Source organism: Streptomyces dysideae, assembly GCF_001514305.1.
GTDB classification, from domain to species: Bacteria; Actinomycetota; Actinomycetes; order Streptomycetales; family Streptomycetaceae; genus Streptomyces; species Streptomyces dysideae.
The window spans coordinates 128,134-149,580 of record NZ_KQ949090.1; the positions used below are offsets into that span (position 1 = coordinate 128,134).

The window sequence follows — 21,447 nt, forward strand, 5'->3', positions numbered from 1 at the left end:
CGGCGGCTACGCCGCGATCCTGCGCGGCGACGGGCACGCAGCTGTGCTGACCTGCCGAGTCATGAACCCGGCGCCGCTGCGCCGCTTCGCGGGACGCCACCGTGGGGGAGGACCGGAGCTACGACCGAGGGCGTGCAACGAATCGCCGTCCGCCCCGGCACGGACGCAACAAACCGCTCACCGGCGCGCAACAACTCCTCCTTGTCCGCCCGAACCCGCCGCCCGTACCGTCTAGGTGGCCCCCAACCCCCTGTTTCGCCCGGTGAGGAACCCGCATGCGCACCGCCCTGCTCCAGAGCTCCGGCCGCCCCGGCTGCACCGCCGAGAACCTCAAGGTCCTCGACGAGGCCGCGGGCCGGGCCGCCGCCGCGGGAGCGGGGCTGCTGGCCGCGCCGGAGATGTTCCTGACCGGGTACGCGATCGGTGACGACATCGCCCGCCACGCCGAGCCCGCCGACGGCGACTCCGCGGACGCGATCGCCGAGATCGCCGGGCGACACGGCCTCGCGATCGCCTACGGCTACCCCGAGCGCGCCGACGGGGCCGTCTTCAACTCCGCCCAGCTGATCTCCGCCGACGGCACCCGCCTCGCCAACTACCGCAAGACCCACCTCTTCGGCTGCTTCGAGCGCGACCACTTCACGCCGGGGGAGCGGGCGGTGGTGCAGGCGGACCTGGACGGCCTGACCGTCGGGCTCCTGATCTGCTACGACGTCGAGTTCCCGGAGAACGTCCGCGCCCACGCCCTCGCGGGCACCGACCTCCTCCTGGTGCCCACGGCACAGATGCACCCGTTCCAGTTCGTCGCCGAGTCGATGATCCCGGTGCGGGCCTTCGAGAACCAGATGTACGTCGCGTACGTCAACCGGGTCGGCCAGGAGGGGGAGCTCGAGTTCGTCGGCCTCTCCGCTCTCGCCGGTCCCGACGGGGTCGCCCGGGCCCGCGCCGGGCGCGGCGAGGAGTTGGTGGTGGCCGATGTCGACCCCGCCTTCCTCGCCGCTTCCCGCGAGGCGAACCCGTACTTGAAGGACCGCCGCCCCGGCCTCTACGGGGCCGTCGTCCGCAGCCCCGACTCTCCCTGATCTTGCGCAAGGAGTCCGTACCGTTACTCAGAAGCCTAGACGACTCTCAGCAATCCGAACGTTTCCCTCCGGATGGTCCGTGCTCTGCCCGTTGGACAGAGATTACGGTTCACGCTTCACCGCCGACAGCCCGGACAAGTCCCGGGTCTTACACCGGCTCCACGTGAGGTTTTCGGTCTCCGAGCCACTCCCGGCGACCCAGCCCCGAAGAGCAACGTGTTTCGCCTGCAGGCCGCAGGGGTTGAGCAGCCGGAAGGCTTGGCTTTCGCCGACCGACGGCCACAACTGTACGCACCACGACTGACAGTTACCGACGAATACCGAAATCAGCGAGGAATCCGCCCCCATGACGTCCACGGTGCCCAACGCCGTCCAGCACGCCGACGCGCAGCAGCCGCCGATCACCATGTTCGGGCCGGACTTCCCGTACGCGTACGACGACTTCCTCGCCCACCCGGCGGGGCTCGGCCAGATACCCGCGACCGAACACGGCACCGAGGTCGCGGTCATCGGCGGCGGGCTGTCCGGCATCGTGGCGGCGTACGAGCTGATGAAGATGGGCCTCAAGCCCGTCGTCTACGAGGCCGACCAGATCGGCGGCCGGCTGCGGACCGTGGGCTTCGACGGGTGCGACCCGTCACTCACCGCCGAGATGGGCGCGATGCGGTTCCCGCCGTCCTCCACCGCCCTCCAGCACTACATCGACCTGGTGGGACTCGAGACCCAGCCCTTCCCCAACCCCCTTTCCGAGGTGACCCCTTCGACCGTCGTCGACCTCAAGGGCGAGTCGCACTACGCCGAGACGCTCGACGATCTGCCCCAGGTGTACCGGGACGTCGCCGACGCCTGGAACCGGTGCCTCGAAGAGGGCGCCGACTTCTCCGACATGAACCGCGCCATGCGTGAGCGCGACGTGCCGCGCATCCGCGAGATCTGGGCGAAGCTCGTCGAGAAGCTCGACAACCAGACCTTCTACGGCTTCCTCTGCGACTCCGACGCCTTCAGGTCCTTCCGGCACCGCGAGATCTTCGGCCAGGTCGGCTTCGGCACCGGCGGCTGGGACACCGACTTCCCGAACTCCATCCTGGAGATCCTCCGTGTCGTCTACACCGAGGCCGACGACCACCACCGCGGCATCGTCGGCGGCTCCCAGCAGCTGCCGGTGCGCCTGTGGGAGCGCGAGCCGCAGAAGATCGTCCACTGGCCGTACGGGACGTGCCTGAAGTCCCTGCACGTCGACGGCGAGCCCCGCCCGGCCGTGACCCGTCTGCACCGCACGGCCGGCAACCGGATCACGGTGACGGACGCCGACGGCGACATCCGTACGTACCAGGCGGCGATCTTCACCGCCCAGTCCTGGATGCTGCTGTCGAAGATCGCCTGCGACGACTCGCTCTTCCCGATCGACCACTGGACGGCCATCGAGCGCACCCACTACATGGAGAGCTCCAAGCTCTTCGTGCCTGTGGACCGGCCGTTCTGGCTGGACAAGGCCGTCGACGGCAGGGGAAATCCGACGGGGCGTGACGTCATGTCGATGACGCTCACCGACCGTATGACGCGCGGTACTTACCTCCTCGACGACGGTCCCGACAGGCCCGCCGTCATCTGCCTCTCCTACACCTGGTGCGACGACAGCCTGAAGTGGCTGCCGCTGTCCGCGAACGAGCGGATGGAGGTCATGCTGAAGTCGCTCGGCGAGATCTATCCGAACGTCGACATCCGGAAGCACATCATCGGCAACCCGGTGACGGTGTCCTGGGAGAACGAGCCCTATTTCATGGGCGCGTTCAAGGCCAATCTGCCGGGCCACTACCGCTACCAGCGGCGCCTGTTCACCCACTTCATGCAGGAGCGCCTGCCCGAGGACAAGCGGGGCATCTTCCTCGCCGGCGACGACATCTCCTGGACGGCGGGGTGGGCCGAGGGCGCCGTCCAGACCGCGCTGAACGCGGTCTGGGGCGTCATGCACCACTTGGGCGGCGCGACCGACGCGACCAACCCGGGTCCGGGCGACGTGTACGACGAGATCGCGCCCGTGGAACTCCCGGAGGACTGAGCCGGTTCAGATCCCGGCGGCCCGCACCGCTCGTACAGCTCGGCGGCCACGTCCTTGAGCTCCTGGGCGTCCTGCGCGGTGCACTGGACGTCGAAGTCGAGCGACCAGCCCGTGCCGAAGCCCGCCACGGCGGGGCGGGATCAGTCCGGCAGCGGCGTCAGCAGCATGCGTCCCGCGAACCCCACCGCCGTGTCCAGGCGCTCGGTGAACTCCCCGGCGACATCGGGCAGTCCGCGCAGCGCCCACAGCGCCCGGGCCGCCGTCCAGGTGGCGTCCCGGGCCCGCTCCAGGCTCCAGGAGCCGAGCAGATGGGTGAGCGGGTCGGCGATCTGGAGGAGGTCGGGACCCGGCATCAGATCTTCGCGGATGCGCTCCTCCAGCGAGACGAGGAGATCACCCACCCGATCGAACTCGTCCTCCAGATCGGCTGGTTCGCAGCGCAGGCTACGACAGGTGTCCACGACGGCGAGCGCCAGATCGTGCCCGATGTGCGCATTGATACCCGCCAGCGCGAACTGCAGCGGTCGTACGCCGGGATGGCGGCGCATCTGGAACAGGGGCCGCCAGCAGGCGGGCGGGCGCCGCTCCTTCGCCACCGCGTCCACCGCCGCCAGGTACCGCTCCGCGAACCGCACGTCCAGCGTGATCGCGGCCCGCGCGTCCGCGAACCGGCCGCTGTCGATACGCCGGTCGACGGCCTCGGTGACGGCGAGGTAGACGCGGTTGAAGACGGCGACGCCGTCCCGTGCGGGCAGGGCCGTGTCGAGGGCGCGCATACGGGAGATGACCGCGTCGACGGATGGGGTGACTTGTTCGCATTGCGCCATGTGGGCAGAGTCCCAGCTCTAGGCTGGCGGAAGTGGCGGCGGGCCCGGCGCTTCCCCAGAACGGGGGAACGCGCCCGCCGTGGGGGAGGGGGAGCGGCAGGGTGTCAGGCTTACGTGCCCAGCGGCTGGCCGCACGCAGGTCCGAGCGCAGGCGGGCCGCCCGGCGCAGCGCCATGGTCGCCGCGGCCTCCGTCGTGGTCGCCGTCGGAACCGCGACCGGGATGATGTCCGCGCTCGACGACCGGCGCGCCTCCGACGAGGCCCGCCCCGAGGTCACCGCGTCACCGCGCCTGGAGCCCCTGCCCGTCGTGCCGTCGCCGTCCCCGTCGGTCACCGAGTCCGCTTCCCCCACTCCTTCTTCGAAGAAGAAGGCGAGCCCCTCGCCCTCGCCCCCGCCGGCCAGGACGGAGAAGAAGAGGCAGCCGCCCGTGGTGTCCTCCCGCCTCTACCGCCATCCCCGGTCCCAGGTCCTCGACTGGGTCCGCGCCAACTCCGGCGACCCCCGGCACGCGGTCATAGCGTCCCGGATCGCCGCCCAGCCGGCCGCGGTGTGGTTCGCCGACTTCACGCCGGACACCATCACCGCCCGGGTCCGCGCCGTCACGTCGTCCGGTTCCGCGCAGGGCCAGGTGCCGGTGGTCGTGGCGTACGCGATCCCGGGCCGCGACTGCGGCGGGCACTCCGAGGGCGGGGCGCCCGACCTGGACGCATACGACGCCTGGATCGACAGGTTCGCCGCCGGGCTGGGCGCCGGCGACGTCATCGTCGTCCTGGAGCCCGACGCGGTCGCCCAGGCCGACTGTCTCTCCGCCGGTGAACGCGCCGACCGCTTCGCCTCCCTGGCCCGCGCGGGCCGCGTCCTCAAGTCCGCGAACCCCGAGGCCCGCGTCTACTACGACGCCGGGCACTCCGGCTGGCACCCGCCCGCGAAACAGGCGGGCTGGCTCAAACAGGCCGGCGCCGCCTCGGCCGCGTCCTCCGACGGCGTCTTCAGCAACGTCTCCAACTTCCACACCACCGCCGACGAGATCGTCTACGACCGACAGGTCCTCGACGCCCTCGGCGGCCCGACGAGCCTCGGCGCTGTCATCGACACCAGCCGCAACGGCAACGGCGCACCGACCGACGGGGAGTGGTGCGACCCGGCCGGGCGGAAGATCGGCCGGACGCCGACGCTCAGCACCGGCGAGGCACGGATCGACGGCTACCTGTGGGTGAAGCTGCCGGGGGAGTCGGACGGCTGCAAGGGAAAGCCAGGGACGTTCACACCGTCGTACGCCTATGACCTGGCGCAGTGAAACGCCGGGATCTTACCGACCGAGCTGTGGGAGGCGCGCGGTGTCCGCTTCGAGGGCGACTGGGCGGCGGCGGGCGACGCCTGCAACGTCGTCGTACGGCTTCCGCTTCTGCTCGGCCGACGGGGCGGTGACGTACGCGCACGGCACCCGGGTGCTGGTCCGGCTGGATGCCGGGACGCTGCGCCCGGCGCCGTGGAGCGACCGGTTCAGGGCCGCGGGCCGGGAACTGCGGCGTCCGGACGCGTGACCTTCGGGCGGTCCCGGTCGCCGGTGCGCAGTACGCCCGCGAGCACCGCGACCCCGCAGGCCAGCACCGTCACCAGGCCGAACGACACCACCAGGCTGGTCGCCTGGGCCAGACCCCCGATCGCGCTCGGGGCGATGAGCCCCGACGTGTACGTGATCGTCGCGACGCCCGCGATGGCCTGGCTGGGGTTGGGGCCGCTGCGGCCCGCCGCCGCGAAGCACAGCGGGACGACCACCGCGATGCCCAGGCCCAGCAGCGCGAACCCGCTCATCGCCACCGCCGGATGGTCCGCGACGACGATGAGCAGCCCGCCGAGGGCGGCGAGGACGCCGCTCGCCCGGACCGTGCGCACCGAGCCGTAGCGGTCCACCACCTTGTCGCCCGCGATCCGGGCGATCGCCATGGTGAGCGTGAAGCCCGTGGTGCAGGCGGCCGCGAGACCGGCCGAGCTGTCCAGCTGGTCGCGCAGATAGACCGCCGACCAGTCCAGGCTCGCGCCCTCCGCGAACACCGCGCAGAACCCGACCGCACCGATGAGCAGCGCCGACCGGGGCGGCAGTGCGAACCTCGGCGGCGGCTCCTCGTCCTCGGCGGGCTGGAGGTCCAGCACCCACTGGCAGGACAGGACGCCGAGGAGGGTGAGGACCGCCGCCGCGAGCGCGTGGTGGACGCGCGCGTCCGCGCCCAGGTGCGCGGCGAGGGTGCCGCCCGCCGAGCCGATCAGGGCGCCCGCGCTCCACATGCCGTGCAGGCCGGACATGATCGAGCGGCCCAGGCGGTTCTCGACCTCCACGCCGAGCGCGTTCATCGCGACGTCCCCCATGCCGGCCGTGGCGCCGTAGGTGAACAGGGCCAGGCAGAGGGTGAGCAGGTTCGGGGCGAGGGACGGCAGGGTCAGCGACAGCGTCCAGAGGGCGATCAGCCCGCGCAGGGCGTTCCGGGCGCCGAAGCGGTGCGTGATGCGGCCCGCGACGGGCATCGCGACGGAGGCGCCGAGCGCGGGGAAGGCGAGGGCGATGCCCAGCTGGCCCGCGCTGACGCCGGCATGGTCCTGGATCCACGGGACGCGGGTCGCGAACGAGCCGGTGACGGCGCCGTGCACGGCGAAGACGGCGGCCACGGCGTAGCGGGCGCGCTTGACCTCGCGTTGGCTGTAGACCACGTTGCTCATTCTCGGGCCAACTCCCCGTCTGCCGTTCCCCGCCGCGCCTCGATGGTGTGCCGCGCCGCGTAAACTAGCAGGGACCCTGCCTGATAGATAGAGGATTAAAGGCTGCGCGGCTCTCGCACGATCCCGCCGATCTGGAAGGATCCCGGCATGCCCGCATCACCGAGCACCGCCCGGGCCATCAACGACCGGCTCGCCCTGCGCCTGCTCCAGCAGCAGGGCCCGTTGACGGCAGGGCAGCTGAAGCAGCTGACCGGCCTGTCCCGGCCGACCGTCGCCGACCTCGTCGAACGTCTCACCGTGTCCGGCCTGATCGCCGTGGCCGGGGAGTCCGGCGAGCAGCGGCGCGGCCCGAACGCCAAGCTGTACGGCATCGTCGCCGACCTCGCCCATCTGGCGGCCCTGGACGTCCGCACGGAGGGCGTGTCGGTGGTCGTGTCCGACCTGGTGGGTACGGTCCTCGCCGAGGCGTCGGTGCCGATCGGCGGGGACACGGGGACGGGGCCCGCGGTGGAGCGGGCGGTGACGCTGGTGGAGCAGGTGGCGAAGGAGGCGGGCGCGGACCGGCTGCACACGGTGGGCATCGGCGCGCCGGGCCTGATCGCACCGGCGACCGGGGAACTCCGCAATTCATCCGGCCTGCCCGAATGGCACCGCCGCCTGGTCGCCGCCCTCCAGGAACGGCTCCCCGAGACCCGCATCACCGTCGAGAACGAGACCAACCTCGCCGCGCTGGCGGAGCAACGGGCGGGAGCGGCACAGGACCGCGACACGTTCGTCCTGCTGTGGCTCGGCCACGGCACGGGCGCGGCGGTGGTCCTGGACGGCGCACTGCGCCGCGGGGCCTCGGGCGGTACCGGAGAGATCGGGTTCCTGCCGGTGCCGGGCACGACGTCACTGCCCTCGGCGACGGACTGCGAGGGCGGATTCCACTCCCTGGCGGGTTCGGCGGCAATCGTGCGGCTCGCGGAGAAGCACGGGGTGACGGCCGAGGCGGCGGGGGCCGAGCCGCGGGGGGCGGGGGTTGTTCGGGAGGCGGTGGGGCTGGTTCTGGGCCCGGTGGCGTTGCTCGGATCACGGCCGGTCTCCGAGGCCACCGCGCCCGGCGACCGGACTCGCACTCCCCACAGCCCCGCGCCCGCCGGCCCGTCTCCCGCCGCCCCGGCCGCCGCCCGCTTCCTGGACGACCTCGCCGACCGCCTCGCCATCGGCGTCGCCTCCGTCGTCGCCGTGCTGGATCCCGGGTGCGTGGTCCTCGGCGGGGAGGTCGGACAGGCCGGCGGTGAGGTCCTCGCCCGGCGGGTGGAGGAGCGCATCCGCCGGATGTCGCCGCTGCCCACGGTCGTGCGGCCCAGCAGCCTGGGCGGCAGCGCCGTACTGCGCGGAGCGCTGCTGACGGCACGGGACCAGGCACAGGACGAGTTGTTCGGACCGCCGGACAGAGCCTAGCCGCGCCACAGCCTGCCGGACCGGTGGCCGCGTCTCACTCCCGAAGGATCGCGAGCCGCGTCAGGCTGTGCCGTCCCCGAACCGCACGTCAGCTACTCCCCCCCGAACCGCCGCCCCAGATACTCCTCGAACGTCCCCTTCCCGACCGCGTGTTCCGGCGTCAGGTGGCCGCCCGAGCGGAAGCCCCGGTACGCCCTCCCCGTGAGCGGCACCTTCACCACGGCCCGCTTCCGCCCCGTCGCCTTCAGGTACGCCCGGGCCAGTGACTCGAACGAGCGCACCTCGGGACCGCCCATGTCCTGGACCCGTCCCGCCGGCGCGCCCTGGGCCAGCTCGGCGAGCCGGGCCGCGACCTCCGCGACCTCGATCGGCTGGTCCCGTACGCCGGCCGGCAGCAGCATGACCGGCGGCTTGGACAGGATGGCGAACAGTTGTGCGAGGAGGTCGTGGAACTGGGTCGTCCGCAGCACCGTCCAGCCGATCCCCGACCCCTCGATCAGCTGCTCCACCGCGAGCTTGGTGTTGTAGTAGCCGAACGGCACCCGGTCGATGCCGACGATCGAGATGTACACGAGATGGCCCACCCCGGCCTGCCGCGCCGCCGCGATCAGATGCGCGGCGGCCTCCTCGTCACCGCCGCGCGGCGAACTCGCGCAGTGCACGATCGTGTCCACGCCCGCGACGGCCGCGTCCAGCAAGCTGCCGCCCTCGCGCAGATCGACGGCGTACGGCTGGGCGTGCCGGCTGAGCACCCGCACCTCGTGCCCGTCCGCACGCAACCGCTCGGTGACGAGCCGTCCGAGCGTTCCGGTGCCGCCGGTCACCAGGATCGTCGTCATGCTGTTCAGCCCCTTCGGACACCGGGCGCTCCCGGGTGGAGCGCCCTTCACCGACTGGGACGAGTACGCCGTGCCAAATGTGACACCGCCGCACGTTGAAGGCCCGGCGGCGGGCAAGGGCCGTCGTCACCGCCGCCGGACCGGTCCACAGGGGGCTCAGCAGGTCCCGAGGTCCTGCCGCACACCCCACTCGCCCGTGGTGCCGGGCTCCTCGCCCTTCGCCCAGCCGTACGACGGCGCCGCCACCGACAGAGCGAAGTTGCGCAGACCATAGAAAGGACTAGACCATAGAGTCAATAGGTATGGACCAATCTCAAGGGTGGGTGCATGCGCCGGAGTTGCGGCCGCCACGGCCCGCCCGGGAAGTCCAGCGGCAGGGCCTGTGAGCCACCCCACAGCCTTCACCCGTATGGACATCGATCCGGCGTGGCACACTGGCCCTGTACCAGAAGCAGCGCACTCCGGGGTCGGTGAAAGTCCGAACCGGCGGTTACAGTCCGCGACCCGGTCGCCTCCAGCGACCGGTTGACCAGGTGAAATTCCTGGACCGACGGTTAAAGTCCGGATGGGAGGCAGTGCGCGGCGGGCGGGCATTCGTGCGCGCCGCCGTATCGGTTCGTCCATGAGGCGAGCCCTGTCCGGCGTCGCCCTCGGTGTTCCCGCTCGTACATTCTGTCGTCATCGACAGCCCCGGAGTCCGTGCCCGAAGAGGCAGGAGGACCCGGGAAGTGTTCACCGGAATCGTCGAAGAGCTGGGCGAGGTCACCGCCGTCGAGAACCTCGACGACGCCTCCCGTTTCCGGCTGCGTGGCCCCGTCGTCACCGAGGGCGCGAAGCATGGCGACTCCATCGCCGTGAACGGCGTGTGTCTCACCGTCGTCGACCACGAGGGCGACGAGTTCACCGCCGACGTCATGGCCGAGACCCTGAACCGCTCCAGCCTGGGCGTCCTCGCCGTCGGCTCCCGCGTCAACCTCGAACGCCCCATGGCCCTGGGCGCACGCCTCGGTGGGCACATCGTGCAGGGACACGTCGACGGCACCGGCACGGTGCTGGGGCGCAAGCCGTCCGACAACTGGGAGCTCGTGAAGATCTCCCTCCCCGCGGACCTCACGCGTTACGTCGTCGAGAAGGGCTCCATCACCGTCGACGGCATCAGCCTCACCGTCGTCGACGCCGGCCCCGACTACTTCACCGTCAGCCTCATCCCCACCACCCTCGACCTGACCACGCTCGGCCTCAAGCAGCCCGGCGACCCGGTCAACCTCGAGGTCGACGTCATCGCCAAGTACGTCGAGCGGCTGCTGGGCACCCAGGGGGCGACCCGGTGAACTCGCTGAACTCCGAGGCGTTCGTGCTGTTCGACCAGCACATCCTGTGGTCGGACATGATCGGTAACATCTTCGGTCTGGTCGCCCTCGCCCTCGGCTGGCGGCGCTCCATCTGGAGCTGGCCCGTGCAGTTCCTGGCCGGCCTCATCCTCTTCGGCGCCTTCTTCGGCCACCTGACCGGCAGCGCCGGCAAGCAGGCCATCGTCATGCTGGTCGCCCTGTACGGCTGGTGGCAGTGGAACCGCAACAGGGGCCGGGCCGAAGACGGTGGCGACGGCCACATCACCCCCCGGTTCGCCAACTGGCGCGAGCGCGCGGTGATGGCCGGCGCGGCCGCCGCCGGCACGGTCGCGGTGGCGCTGCTCTTCAAGGCGTACCCGACCCTGTCCTGGGACCCGTGGCCGGACGCCTACATCTTCGTCGGCACCATCGTCGCCATGTACGCCCAGGCGCGCGGCATGGTCGAGTTCTGGTTCGCCTGGCTGCTCGTCGACCTGGTCGGCGTGCCCCTCAACTTCGCCAACGGCTACGCCTTCTCCGGCTTCGTCTACGTCATCTACGGCGCACTCGTCCTGTGGGGCATGCGCGACTGGTGGCTGCGCTCCCGCAAGGTCTCGCAGCCCGTCCTGGAAGGAGCGCCGGCATGACTGCGGCACCGATCCTGTACAGCACCGACGGTTTCGAGGACTTCGCGCTCGACCCGGTCGAGCAGGCCATCGCCGACATCGCGGCCGGCCGCCCGGTCGTGGTCGTCGACGACGAGGACCGCGAGAACGAGGGCGACCTCGTCATCGCCGCCGAGAAGGCGACCCCCGAGATCGTCGCCTTCATGATGAGTGAGTGCCGCGGCCTGATCTGCGCCCCCATGGAGGGTCCCGAGCTGGACCGGCTCCAGCTGCCGCAGATGGTCGCGGACAACACCGAGTCGATGAAGACCGCGTTCACGGTGAGCGTGGACGCCTCGGCCGCGCACGGCGTGACCACCGGGATCTCGGCCTCCGACCGCGCGACCACGCTCCAGCTGCTGGCGAGCGGCACCGCCGAACCGACGGACCTGGTCCGCCCCGGTCACATCTTCCCGCTGCGGGCCAAGCCCGGCGGCGTGCTCGTCCGCAACGGCCACACCGAGGCCGCCGTCGACCTCGCCCGGCTCGCCGGCCTGCGCCCGGCCGGCGCCATCGTCGAGATCGCCGGTGAGGACGGCCGCATGCTGCGCCTGCCCGAGCTGATCCCGTTCGCCCGCAAGCACGGCCTGACGATCATCTCCATCGAGGACCTGATCGCCTACCGCCGCACCTCCGAGCCGACCGTCCGCCGCGAGGCCAGGACTCAGCTGCCCACCGCCTTCGGCAAGTTCACGGCATACGGCTACCGCTCCACCGTCGACGGCGTCGAACACGTCGCCCTCGTGCACGGCGAGATCCGCGACGGCGAGGACGTCGTCGTCCGCATCCACTCCGAGTGCCTCACCGGTGACGTCTTCCACTCCCTGCGCTGCGACTGCGGCCCCCAGCTGGACGCCGCCCTGGAACGCATCCAGAGCGAGGGCCGGGGTGTGGTCGTCTACCTCCGCGGCCACGAAGGACGCGGCATCGGCCTGCTGTCCAAGCTGCGCGCCTACGAACTCCAGGAACAGGGCCACGACACCCTCGACGCCAACCTGGAACTCGGCCTGCCCGCCGACGCCCGCGACTACGGCGCCGGCGCGCAGATCCTGGAGGACCTCGGCGTCCGCAGCGTGCGCCTGATGACCAACAACCCCGACAAGACCGACGCGCTCCTCCGCCACGGCCTCAAGGTCACCGAGCGGGAGCCGATGCCCGTACAGGCGGGCGAGCACAACCTCCGGTACCTGCGCACCAAGCGCGACCGGATGGGGCACGACCTGCCCTGGCTGGACCCGGCCCCCGCGGCCGCGTCGGCGGCCACCTGCGGCAACCAGTAAGAGATCACCGAGGAGACACGAGAACGTGAGCGGCAAGGGTGCACCGGAACTGTCCGTACGCAACGTCGGGGACCTGCGGGTCGCCGTCATCGCGGCACAGTGGCACGAGAAGGTGATGGACGGTCTGGTGAACGGCGCCCTGCGCGCCCTGCACGACCTGGGGATCGACGAGCCGACCCTGCTCCGGGTCCCCGGCAGTTGGGAGCTCCCGGTGGTCGCCAAGGTCCTCGCGGGCCGCGGCTACGACGCGGTCGTCGCCCTCGGCGTCGTCATCCGCGGCGGCACTCCCCACTTCGAGTACGTGTGCCAGGGCGTCACCCAGGGCCTCACCCAAGTCTCCGTGGACACCGGCGTCCCCGTCGGCTTCGGCGTACTGACCTGCGACACCGAGGAGCAGGCCCTGGACCGGGCCGGCATCGAGGGCTCCAGCGAGGACAAGGGGCACGAGGCGGTGACGGCGGCGGTGGCCACGGCGGCCACCCTCCGCTCAGTATCTGAACCATGGCGTTAGGCCGGTCGGCACAACGCGTAAAGTGGGCGCCACCATGTCCAAGAAGACGTTCGAGGAGCTCTTCACCGAGCTCCAGCACAAGGCCGCAAACGGCGACCCCGCCACTTCCCGCACCGCAGAGCTGGTCGGCAAGGGCGTCCATGCCATCGGCAAGAAGGTCGTCGAGGAGGCCGCCGAAGTCTGGATGGCCGCCGAGTACGAGGGCAAGGAAGCGGCAGCCGAGGAGATCTCGCAGCTGCTGTACCACGTCCAGGTGATGATGGTCGCCCGAGGCATCTCCCTCGACGACGTCTACGCCCACCTGTAAGCCGTAGCCGCACCCATCCCCGTAAGACACCACACAAAGGAAGCCGACCTCATGCTGCGCATCGCCGTCCCCAACAAGGGTTCCCTGTCAGGCCCTGCGGCGGAGATGCTGCATGAGGCCGGCTACCAGCAGCGCCGCGAGTCCAAGGAACTGCGCATCGTCGACCCGGAGAACGAGGTCGAGTTTTTCTACCTCCGCCCCCGCGACATCGCGATCTACGTCTCCTCCGGCAAGCTCGACATCGGCATCACCGGCCGCGACCTGCTGATCGACTCCGGCGCCAACGCCGAGGAGATCCTCCCGCTCGGCTTCGCCCGCTCCACCTTCCGCTACGCCACCAAGCCCGGCACGGCCAAGGGCGTCGAGGACCTCGGCGGCATGACCGTCGCCACCTCCTACGAGGGCATCGTCGCCAAGCACCTCGCGGACAACGGCGTCGACGCCGCCGTCGTCCACCTCGACGGCGCCGTCGAGACCGCCATCGAGCTCGGTGTCGCCGAGGTCATCGCGGACGTCGTCGAGACCGGCACCTCGCTGCGCAACGCGGGCCTGGAGGTCATCGGCGAGCCGATCATGAAGTCCGAGGCCGTCGTCATCCGCCGTACCGGCGCGGACGGCGAGGATGCTGCTGAGTCGAAGGTGCAGCAGTTCCTGCGTCGGCTGCAGGGCGTCCTGGTGGCCCGGACCTACGTGATGATGGACTACGACTGCCGTGTCGAGCAGCTCGAGAAGGCCGTCGCGCTCACGCCGGGCCTGGAGTCCCCGACCGTCTCGCCGCTGCACAACGAGGGCTGGGTCGCGGTCCGGGCGATGGTCCCGGCCAAGGAAGCCCAGCGGATCATGGACGATCTGTACGACATCGGCGCGCGGGCCATCCTGACCACGGCCATCCACGCCTGCCGTCTCTGAGGTCCGAAAGATGTCCGACCTGCCTGCTCTCCCCGTCACTTTCCGGCCGGGCCGTACCCGGGCCGTCCTGCTCACCGCCGGCGCCGCGATCTTCGTCGTCATCACGACGGTCGCGCTGCTGCTGGAGCAGCTCGGCCCGGGGGAGCGCCTCAGCTTCGTCTTCACCGCGGCGCTCATGTTCGGCGTCCTGTTCCTGCTGTCCCGGCCGAAGGTCGTGGCGGACGAGGACGGCGTCACCGTCGTCAACATCGCCAGCCGGCGGCACCTGGAGTGGGCCGAGATCCTGCAGGTCAACTTGCGGCCGGGCGACCCCTGGGTGTTCCTCAACCTCAGCGACGGCACCAGCCTGCCCGCGCTCGGCATCCAGCCCGGCATCGCCAAGCAGCGCGCCATCGCCGACGCCCGCGCCCTGCGGGCGCTCGCCGAGGCCCGTGCCATCCAGGACCCCGAGGGCCGCCAGGGCTGACCCCGAGAGCAAGATCAGGGGCTCGCTCGGGAAGTCGCCCCTGCCGCAGTGGCCCGTGTCTTGATTAATCTGGTGGCGGTGGCGTTTTTCGCTGCGCCCCCGCCCCTGTGCTCCGCCCGGTGCCCAGGGGTTCCTGCTACGCGAGGAGTGACCCTCTCCGGCGATGGACGGATCGTCCTGCAGTACCTGCGCCGCCCCCTCCCGACATAGCGCGGACCGTGTCCGCGACCGTGCGGAGGCGGCGGCATCATGACCATCCCCCTGCTGCTCCTGGCAGCCGCATTCCTTCTCATTCTCGCCAACGGCTTCTTCGTGGCCGCCGAGTTCGGCCTCGTCACGGTCGAGGCGACCGATGCCGAGAAGGCCGCCGCCGAGGGCGACCGACGGGCCCGCAGGGTCGCCGAGTCGCTCAAGGAGCTGTCCTTTCAGCTCTCCGGCACCCAGCTCGGCATCACCATCACCTCGCTCGTCGTCGGCATGCTCGCCGAACCGGCGCTCGCGGAACTGCTGCACGGCCCGATCACGGCCGTCGGCGTACCCGAGGGCGCGGTGTCCGGTGTCGCCGTGGTCGTCGGCATGCTGGCGGCCTCGGCCGTGCAGATGGTGATCGGCGAGCTCGTGCCCAAGAACTGGGCGGTGTCCCGGCCCATGCAGGTCGCGCGCTTCGTCGCCGGCCCGCAGCACGCCTTCGCACGCCTGTTCCACCCGGTGATCGCCGGGCTGAACTCCGTCGCGAACCGCCTCGTCCGCGCCATGGGCATCGAGCCCACCGCGGAGCTGGCCTCCGCCCGCACCCCCGGCGAACTCGTCTCCCTGGCCCGGCACTCCGCCCAGGCCGGTGCCCTCGAACAGGACACCGCGGACCTCTTCGTACGGACCCTGTCGCTCGCCGAACTCACCGCGCAGCACGTCATGACGCCACGCGTGAAGGTCAGCGCGCTGCAGTCGACGGCGACCGCCGAGGACGTGGTCAACCTGACCCGCGCCACCGGTCTGTCCCGCTTCCCGGTCTACCGGGAGAAGATCGACGAGATCGTCGGCATGGTCCATCTCAAGGACGCGCTGGCGATCCCCTCGGGCGACCGCCTGCGCACCCCCGTCGGCCGGATCGCGCGCCCGGCGCTGCTCGTCCCCGAGACGCTGCCGGTCCAGCCCCTGCTGGCCCAGCTGCGCAGCGAGCAGCCCATCGCCGTCGTCGTCGACGAGTACGGCGGTACGGCCGGCGTGGTAACCCTGGAGGACATCGTCGAGGAGATCGTCGGCGAGGTCCGCGACGAGCATGACGGTCAGGACGTACCCGAACTCGCCGCGGCCCCGCCGGAGGACGGCAGGCCCGCCTGGGACGCCGACGGCAGCTGCCGCGTCGACATCCTCCAGCGCATAGGCCTCGACGTGCCCGAGGGTCCGTACGAGACGGTCGCCGGCCTGGTCGCCGACCTGCTCGGCCGGATCCCGGCCGTCGGCGACAAGGCGGAACTGCCGGGCTGGCGGCTGTCGGTACGCAGGGTCGGTCACTACCGCGCCGAGCGGGTCCGGCTGGTCAGGACGGGCACCGTCGTGGAGGCCGCCCGATGAGCGTGCTCCAACTCCTCTTCGCCGCCCTCCTCGTGCTCGCCAACGGCTTCTTCGTCGGCGCCGAGTTCGCGCTGGTGTCGGTCCGCCGCAGCCAGATCGAACCGCTCGGCACGGCCCGGGCACGGCAGGTCCTGTACGGCCTGGAGCGGCTGCCGCAGATGATGGCCGCGGCCCAGTTCGGCATCACGGTCTGCTCGCTGACGCTGGGCGCGGTGGCCGAGCCGACGGTGGCGCATCTCCTGGAGCCGGTGTTCGAGTGGATCCACCTGCCGCACGGCATGATCCACCCGCTCGGCTATGTCATCGCCCTCGCCGCGGTGGTCTTCTTCCACCTGGTGATCGGCGAGATGGTCCCGAAGAACCTGGCGATGGCGGCCCCCGAGAAGGTCGCGCTGTGGCTCAGCCCGGGCCTGGTCGCCTTCGCCCGACTGTGCCGGCCGATCACCGTGGCCCTCGGCGCCTGCGCCCGGGTCATCCTGCGGCTCTTCCACGTCGAGCCGAAGGACGAGGTCGAGGCGGTCTTCACCAGCGAACAGCTCAACCGCCTCGTCGAGGACTCCGGCCAGGCGGGCCTCCTCGACCCCGAGGAGCAGGAGCGACTGGAGGACGCGCTGGAACTGGGCTCCCGCCCGGTCACGGACGTCCTGCTCAAGCGCGAGTCCCTGGTGACGGTCAGCCCGTCGGTCACCCCAGGCCAGATCGTCGAGCTCACCGGCCACACCGGCTACTCGCGCTTCCCGATCGCCGCGGAGACCGGCGCCTTCATGGGCTACCTGCACGTGAAGGACGTACTCGACCTGGAGGACTCGGAGCGGGCGGTACCGCAGCAGGTATGGCGCCCGATGACGACCCTCCGCTCCGAACTGCCCCTGGACGACGCCCTGACGGTGATGCGCCGCGCCGCCACGCACCTGGCGCAGGTGGCGGACGCGTCCGGGAAGGTGCTGGGCCTGGTGGCGCTGGAGGACGTACTGGAGCTCCTGGTGGGCGAGGTACGGGATCCGGCGCACAGGGAGGTGGCGGAGGTCCGGGTGACGGAGCCACGGGCGAGTGGGGAGCCGGAGGAGGTACTCGCGAGCTGATGCGGGCCGCCGCCGACGGGCAGCCGTGCCGCCGGCGCGGCTGCCCACCCGGCAGCGGCATCCGCGTTCGGCGCGGCCTGCGGGCAGCGGCACCTGTGTCACTGGCGCAGCCTGCGGGCAGTCGTGCCGCTCGGGGCGGCATCCGTCCCAAAGAGAGGCGGCACCCCGACCCGACGCCAACCTCGGCGCCGGGCATCCACCCCGACAGCCGTCACATGGCCGACGGATCCTGCGGCCCCCGCCCCGACAGCACTTCCCCATACGCCTGCATCAAGTCCGGCAACCGCAACGTCGACAAGTCGTCCCGAGTCAACGCCCCCGGATAGACCGACAGCCGCAGATCCCGATACGCACAGCTCTTCTCGTACAGCGTCCGCAGGAACCGCCCGTTCCCCAGCTCGTCGATCCACCCCTGGTCCACCACATGCCCGGCGATCGACCGCAGCTCGTCCAGCGCCTCCTCGTCCCACACGTCACCGTTCTCGGCAGCCAGCACCTCGCCGATGGAGGTGAGTTCGAGGGGCCGGTACGACGGGAAGTCGACGCGGGTCGTGAAGCGGGACGACAGTCCGGGGTTGGCGGCCAGCAGCCGGTCCATGCCCTCCGGATAGCCGGCGAGGATCACGACGAGGTGGTCGCGGTTGTCCTCGGCCCGCTTCAACAGCACTTGCAGCGCCTCGTCGCCGTACGCGTCGCCCTTGCCGTAACCGGAGTTGGAGAGGGAGTACGCCTCGTCCACGAACAGGACACCACCGAGCGCGGAGTCGATCAGCTCGTTGGCCTTCACGGCCGTCTGGCCGAGATACTCGCCGACCAGGTCGGCCCGCTGGGCCTCGACCAGATGGTCACCGCCGAGGAGGCCGAGGGCGTAGAAGACGCGGCCGAGGATGCGGGCGACGGTGGTCTTGCCCGTGCCCGAGGGCCCGGAGAAGACGAAGTGCCGCTTGGGCGGCTGGACCGGCAGGCCCTGCCCGGCCCGCAGCCGTGCCATGTTCAACTGCGCGGACAGGGCCTTGACCTGGCGCTTGACCGGCTCGAGCCCCACCATGCGCTCGAGCTCGGCGAGCGCCTCCTCCAGTAGCGCGGGATCGGTCGGCCCGGCGGGCAGCGGCTGCGACGGTACGGCGGTCTTCTCGCGCACCGCCGGATCGGTCACCGAGGCGAGCGGACCGGACGGCGGCAGGTCGGTCTCGGGGAGCCTGAGGTCCCGCCCCTCGGTGCCGAACAGCGGGTCCAGGCTGTCGGGACCGTCGAGCACGTCCTGCCCGACCCCGGTGAGTGTGATCGCCGCGAGGTCGGTCGACTCGTCGTACCCGTCGCCCTCGGCGATCGCCGCCAGCCGGGCCGACGTGTCCATGAAGGCGGGGTCGACCCGGTGCACGGCCCGGTACAACGGCAGCGCCGCCGCGCTGCGCCCCGTGCCCTCATGGGCCCGCGCCAGCCAGTACCGCAGCTCCTTGCGCTGCGGCTGCTCGCTGCGGCACCGCATCAGCGCCGCCGACAGCAGCGGGTCGGCCTGCCCGTACATCTCCAGCCGCACCCGCGCCATGCCGCCGAACAGGCCCGCCTCGATGCCGAGCATCGGATCGCCGAGCAGGGGGTCGGTGTGCCGGACGAGCTGTTCCCAGTCCTTGACCAGATAGGCGCGGCAGGCGTGCAGGAAGCGGACCTGCGGGTCGGTGTCCACCGGCGGCAGGCCCGCGAGGGCCCGGTCCAGCTCGGGGACGTGCCGGCCGTCCAGCCAGTGCGAGGCGTGCGCCAGCAGCAGATCCCGTGGGCTCTCCAGCACCGGCTGCACCCACCAGCCCAGCCAGTACCAGGAGTTGAGCGTGCGTCGGTGCCGGGAGCGCTGCTCCCCGAAGCGCTCCCGGTGCCGAAACATCCGCAGCAGCGCAGTCGTCGTGTCCACGCGCAGCGCGTGCAGTCCGAGCCAGCCGTCGGCCATCCCGGGATCGATCCGCACCGCGGTGCGGAACTCCTCCTCCGCCTGCGGATAGGCGCCCATGGTGTAGGCGTCCACGCCTCGTAGCCAGGCGAGGTCGGCCGGGGCCTCCGGGCCCTGCGTGCCGAAGTCCATCACGTCCCCCACAAACCGTGCCCCCGTCGGTTGGCCAACCGGGCCGTCGCCCGGGGCCGCCTTGATCGAACCGCCGTACTGCGGACCGGAGTTGCATCGGTGCGCAGAGCAGCCGTTCCAGGTCGCACCGAGGGCATCGTACCTGCGTGGCGTCGCCCGCCCCAGGGTGCCGCACAGGACGTTTGGCGAGGTGGGAGCAGATGGACCGCCCATGGCTCGGTGACCGAGGGTGAGCGAATTGCCGCGCGCAGCGCTCGAAAAATGGGGTCAGGGCAGAACGAAGCCCCCGATCACGGGGGAACAACCGGGGGCTTCGCGTCTGGGGGCGGCCTCGAACGGCCGCACATTGAGAACGTAAGACCTGTACGGTCCTTGGGTCAAGCCGAGTTGAAGCTGTCCGGCGACTAATCCCGTAAGGCTCTTCACAAGTTCAGCACATTGCGGATGGTTCGTCACCCTGAGTGATCTCCTGGTCCGGTCCAACGGTCCCAGCAGGCCCGGAAAGTACCTCGTACCCCTTCTTGCGCTGCCGGACCAGAAGATCGGCGAAGGGCCGGGACGGGTCCTCGGCGAAGTGGTTCCGCTCCGCCGCGACCCATCCGTCCCAGAACTCGCGCTGCTCGTCCCCGTCCCGGGAGCGCCCGCGCGCCCAGGACTCCGTGTGCGGCAGCTCCATCCACAGCAGCCGCGCCAGATACGGGCGCAGCGCGCGGCGGCCGGCGCCGACGCCCTCGACGACGATCACCGGCGCGGGCGGCAGGGGCTGGGCCGGGCCGAAGCGGCGGGCCCGCCAGTCGTAGGGGGTGAAGTGCGCGGTCTCGCCGCGGGCCAGCGGTTCGATCACCTGGGCCAGCAGCCGCCCGGACCAGTCGAACAGTTCGTCATGGCTGGCGATGTCGTCGAGGCGCAGCACCGGCGCGCCGCCCAGGGCGTGGGCCAGCTGTCCGGCGAACGTGGACTTTCCGGACCCGGCGTGCCCGTCGACGCCGATCAGACGGACCGGGCCGCAGGACGGCGGGAGGCGGCGGAGCCGCGCGGCGAGCTCGTGAATGGTGCTTCCCGGGATCGGAGTGAGCGCTGGGCATATTTCGCGGGAACATTCTAGTGGCGAGTGAAACCGGGCGCGCTGCGCGGACTCGGAAATGGTGCCGTATTGAACCAGCGGTCTGCCGGTCGGCCCCCTCCGCAATACCGACGCAAAACCATGGCCGCCACGTCGGAATCCGCGTTCCGGCCGGGCTCCGTGGTGAGTAGGGTGCCTGGTGCACAACTGCTGGGTGTCGTAACGGGGATGGACAGGGGCAGATGGCCGCGGGGTTATTCGAGGGGCGGTATGTGTGGCATCCGGCGGCCGACGACCGCACGCTCGCGAGCGTATCCCTCGACGTAAGAGCCGGCCGCTGTCTGAGCGCCCTGGAAGCCCTGACCGACACGCGCGACGCCTTCGCCCTGCGCGCCCACCGCTCGCTCGTCCTCGCCTCGGAGGCCGCCGACTCCGACCTCGTCGAGCGCTGGCTGGCCGAGGAGCCGAACCCCGAGACGGCGCTGATGTGGGCGCGGGTCGCGGTGTTACGGGCGCTGCGCGCGGCCGACGCACGCGACCCGCGGGCCGAGGCGCTGGAGCGGATCGCGCTGGCCGCCTGCGACCGGGCCTCCGCCGCCGACCCCGCCGACCCCACGCCCTGGGCGGCCCGGCTGGCCATGGCCCGGCTGCACCGGCTGCGCGAACCGGCGCCGCACGGGCTGCTCACCGCCCCGCCGGGACCCTGGCGGCTGTTCGCGCACATCCTGTCACTCGACCCTTGGCACCGCGAGGCCCACCACCGCTTCCTGGCCTGCTTCTTCCCGCGCCACGGCGGCTCGGTGACCGCCGCCTGGGACGTCGCCGCCTTCCTCGGCCAGCGGGCCCCCGTCGACTCCCCGTTGCGCCTCCTCCCGCTGGTCGCCCTGGTCGAGTGCTACAACCCGACCCAGCTGCTCGCCGACCGGGTCTGGGAGCAGCCCCAGTGGCGTGCCACCGCCCTCGCGATCTACCAGAACTGGCTGCCCACGGTGGCCGGTTATCGCTTCACCCCGGTCCTCGACCTGGCCTACCTCGCCCACGCACTCGTCATGGGCAAGCGCGTCTTCGAGGCCCGCGCGGTCTTCACGGCGATGGGCCCGTACGCCACGCGGATGCCCTGGGCCGCCTTCGGTGAGCCGGCGGAGCAGCTCTCCCGCGCCCGCCGCACCTGCGGACTGCCCGTGCCGTCGGCGTCCTGAACCTTCTCCGCGG

The 21,447-nt window shown here is 71.4% G+C and carries 19 protein-coding genes, 1 pseudogene and 1 riboswitch; of the genes and pseudogenes, 15 read left to right on the forward strand and 5 right to left on the reverse strand.

Going from position 1 to position 21,447, the window contains the following annotated elements; translation table 11 throughout:
- The first annotated feature begins 275 nt into the window (after positions 1–275).
- A complete protein-coding gene (locus AQJ91_RS24500) occupies positions 276–1,082 on the forward strand; it encodes a carbon-nitrogen hydrolase family protein (protein WP_067025744.1) in 807 nt (268 codons plus the stop codon).
- Positions 1,083–1,428: 346 nt separating this feature from the next.
- Positions 1,429–3,141 (forward strand): flavin monoamine oxidase family protein, encoded by a 1,713-nt coding sequence (locus AQJ91_RS24505; RefSeq protein ID WP_067025747.1) that lies wholly within the window; start codon positions 1,429–1,431, stop codon positions 3,139–3,141.
- 140 nt (positions 3,142–3,281) lie between these two features.
- Here AQJ91_RS24505 and AQJ91_RS24510 read toward each other — a convergent pair whose 3' ends face one another.
- Positions 3,282–3,968 (reverse strand): DUF5995 family protein, encoded by a 687-nt coding sequence (locus tag AQJ91_RS24510; RefSeq protein ID WP_067025748.1) that lies wholly within the window; start codon positions 3,966–3,968, stop codon positions 3,282–3,284.
- Between the two features lie 173 nt (positions 3,969–4,141).
- Here AQJ91_RS24510 and AQJ91_RS24515 point away from each other — a divergent pair, with 173 nt between their 5' ends.
- Both AQJ91_RS24515 and AQJ91_RS49925 read left to right on the forward strand, forming a co-directional pair.
- Complete coding sequence (locus tag AQJ91_RS24515; RefSeq protein WP_067025750.1) at positions 4,142–5,266, forward strand: glycoside hydrolase family 6 protein; 1,125 nt, start codon at positions 4,142–4,144, stop codon at positions 5,264–5,266.
- Between the two features lie 18 nt (positions 5,267–5,284).
- A pseudogene (locus tag AQJ91_RS49925) lies at positions 5,285–5,513 on the forward strand (acyl-CoA thioesterase); the annotation flags it as partial.
- Here the strand turns inward: AQJ91_RS49925 and AQJ91_RS24520 are convergent.
- Positions 5,473–6,684: an MFS transporter gene (locus AQJ91_RS24520; protein ID WP_067025752.1), complete on the reverse strand. Its 1,212-nt coding sequence runs from the start codon at positions 6,682–6,684 to the stop codon at positions 5,473–5,475. The pseudogene AQJ91_RS49925 and the gene AQJ91_RS24520 sit on opposite strands and share 41 nt — an antisense overlap.
- Positions 6,685–6,831: 147 nt before the next feature.
- Here AQJ91_RS24520 and AQJ91_RS24525 point away from each other — a divergent pair, with 147 nt between their 5' ends.
- The gene (locus AQJ91_RS24525; RefSeq protein ID WP_067025754.1) at positions 6,832–8,130 is read left to right on the forward strand and encodes an ROK family transcriptional regulator; all 1,299 of its coding nucleotides are present in this window, start codon (positions 6,832–6,834) and stop codon (positions 8,128–8,130) included.
- A gap of 92 nt (positions 8,131–8,222) precedes the next feature.
- On the opposite strand, the gene AQJ91_RS24530 is transcribed toward AQJ91_RS24525, so the two are convergent.
- A complete protein-coding gene (locus AQJ91_RS24530) occupies positions 8,223–8,969 on the reverse strand; it encodes an SDR family oxidoreductase (protein WP_067025756.1) in 747 nt (248 codons plus the stop codon).
- Between the two features lie 452 nt (positions 8,970–9,421).
- Positions 9,422–9,552: riboswitch (FMN riboswitch) on the forward strand.
- A gap of 145 nt (positions 9,553–9,697) precedes the next feature.
- Here AQJ91_RS24530 and AQJ91_RS24535 point away from each other — a divergent pair.
- The 9 genes from AQJ91_RS24535 to AQJ91_RS24575 all read left to right on the forward strand — a co-directional run bounded on the left by AQJ91_RS24535 (position 9,698) and on the right by AQJ91_RS24575 (position 17,095).
- Positions 9,698–10,300 carry a riboflavin synthase gene (locus AQJ91_RS24535; protein WP_067025758.1) on the forward strand — a complete coding sequence of 201 codons (603 nt, stop codon included), beginning with the start codon at positions 9,698–9,700 and terminating at the stop codon, positions 10,298–10,300.
- Complete coding sequence (locus tag AQJ91_RS24540) at positions 10,297–10,947, forward strand: nicotinamide mononucleotide transporter family protein (RefSeq protein ID WP_067025760.1); 651 nt, start codon at positions 10,297–10,299, stop codon at positions 10,945–10,947. The genes AQJ91_RS24535 and AQJ91_RS24540 overlap by 4 nt, the downstream gene beginning before the upstream one ends.
- The gene (locus AQJ91_RS24545; RefSeq protein ID WP_067025762.1) at positions 10,944–12,245 is read left to right on the forward strand and encodes a bifunctional 3,4-dihydroxy-2-butanone-4-phosphate synthase/GTP cyclohydrolase II; all 1,302 of its coding nucleotides are present in this window, start codon (positions 10,944–10,946) and stop codon (positions 12,243–12,245) included. Before AQJ91_RS24540 ends, AQJ91_RS24545 begins: the two co-directional genes overlap by 4 nt.
- Positions 12,246–12,270: 25 nt before the next feature.
- Positions 12,271–12,756: a 6,7-dimethyl-8-ribityllumazine synthase gene (ribH, locus tag AQJ91_RS24550; protein ID WP_067025764.1), complete on the forward strand. Its 486-nt coding sequence runs from the start codon at positions 12,271–12,273 to the stop codon at positions 12,754–12,756.
- Positions 12,757–12,790: 34 nt separating this feature from the next.
- On the forward strand, positions 12,791–13,063 hold the full coding sequence (locus tag AQJ91_RS24555) for a phosphoribosyl-ATP diphosphatase (protein WP_031486114.1): 273 nt from the start codon (positions 12,791–12,793) through the stop codon (positions 13,061–13,063).
- A 51-nt stretch (positions 13,064–13,114) separates the two neighbouring features.
- Positions 13,115–13,972: an ATP phosphoribosyltransferase gene (hisG, locus tag AQJ91_RS24560; RefSeq protein WP_067025766.1), complete on the forward strand. Its 858-nt coding sequence runs from the start codon at positions 13,115–13,117 to the stop codon at positions 13,970–13,972.
- A 10-nt stretch (positions 13,973–13,982) separates the two neighbouring features.
- The gene (locus AQJ91_RS24565) at positions 13,983–14,438 is read left to right on the forward strand and encodes a PH domain-containing protein (protein WP_067025768.1); all 456 of its coding nucleotides are present in this window, start codon (positions 13,983–13,985) and stop codon (positions 14,436–14,438) included.
- 249 nt (positions 14,439–14,687) lie between these two features.
- Positions 14,688–16,013 (forward strand): hemolysin family protein, encoded by a 1,326-nt coding sequence (locus AQJ91_RS24570; RefSeq protein ID WP_067025770.1) that lies wholly within the window; start codon positions 14,688–14,690, stop codon positions 16,011–16,013.
- Positions 16,010–17,095, forward strand: coding sequence for a hemolysin family protein (locus tag AQJ91_RS24575; RefSeq protein WP_067025772.1), 1,086 nt, complete (start codon positions 16,010–16,012; stop codon positions 17,093–17,095). Before AQJ91_RS24570 ends, AQJ91_RS24575 begins: the two co-directional genes overlap by 4 nt.
- Positions 17,096–17,306: 211 nt before the next feature.
- On the opposite strand, the gene AQJ91_RS24580 is transcribed toward AQJ91_RS24575, so the two are convergent.
- Complete coding sequence (locus tag AQJ91_RS24580; protein ID WP_067025774.1) at positions 17,307–19,172, reverse strand: AAA family ATPase; 1,866 nt, start codon at positions 19,170–19,172, stop codon at positions 17,307–17,309.
- 430 nt (positions 19,173–19,602) lie between these two features.
- Complete coding sequence (locus AQJ91_RS24585; RefSeq protein WP_079085170.1) at positions 19,603–20,223, reverse strand: uridine kinase family protein; 621 nt, start codon at positions 20,221–20,223, stop codon at positions 19,603–19,605.
- A gap of 254 nt (positions 20,224–20,477) precedes the next feature.
- On the opposite strand from AQJ91_RS24585, the gene AQJ91_RS24590 reads away from it, so the two are divergent.
- On the forward strand, positions 20,478–21,434 hold the full coding sequence (locus AQJ91_RS24590; RefSeq protein ID WP_199848016.1) for a hypothetical protein: 957 nt from the start codon (positions 20,478–20,480) through the stop codon (positions 21,432–21,434).
- The last annotated feature ends 13 nt before the right edge of the window (positions 21,435–21,447 follow it).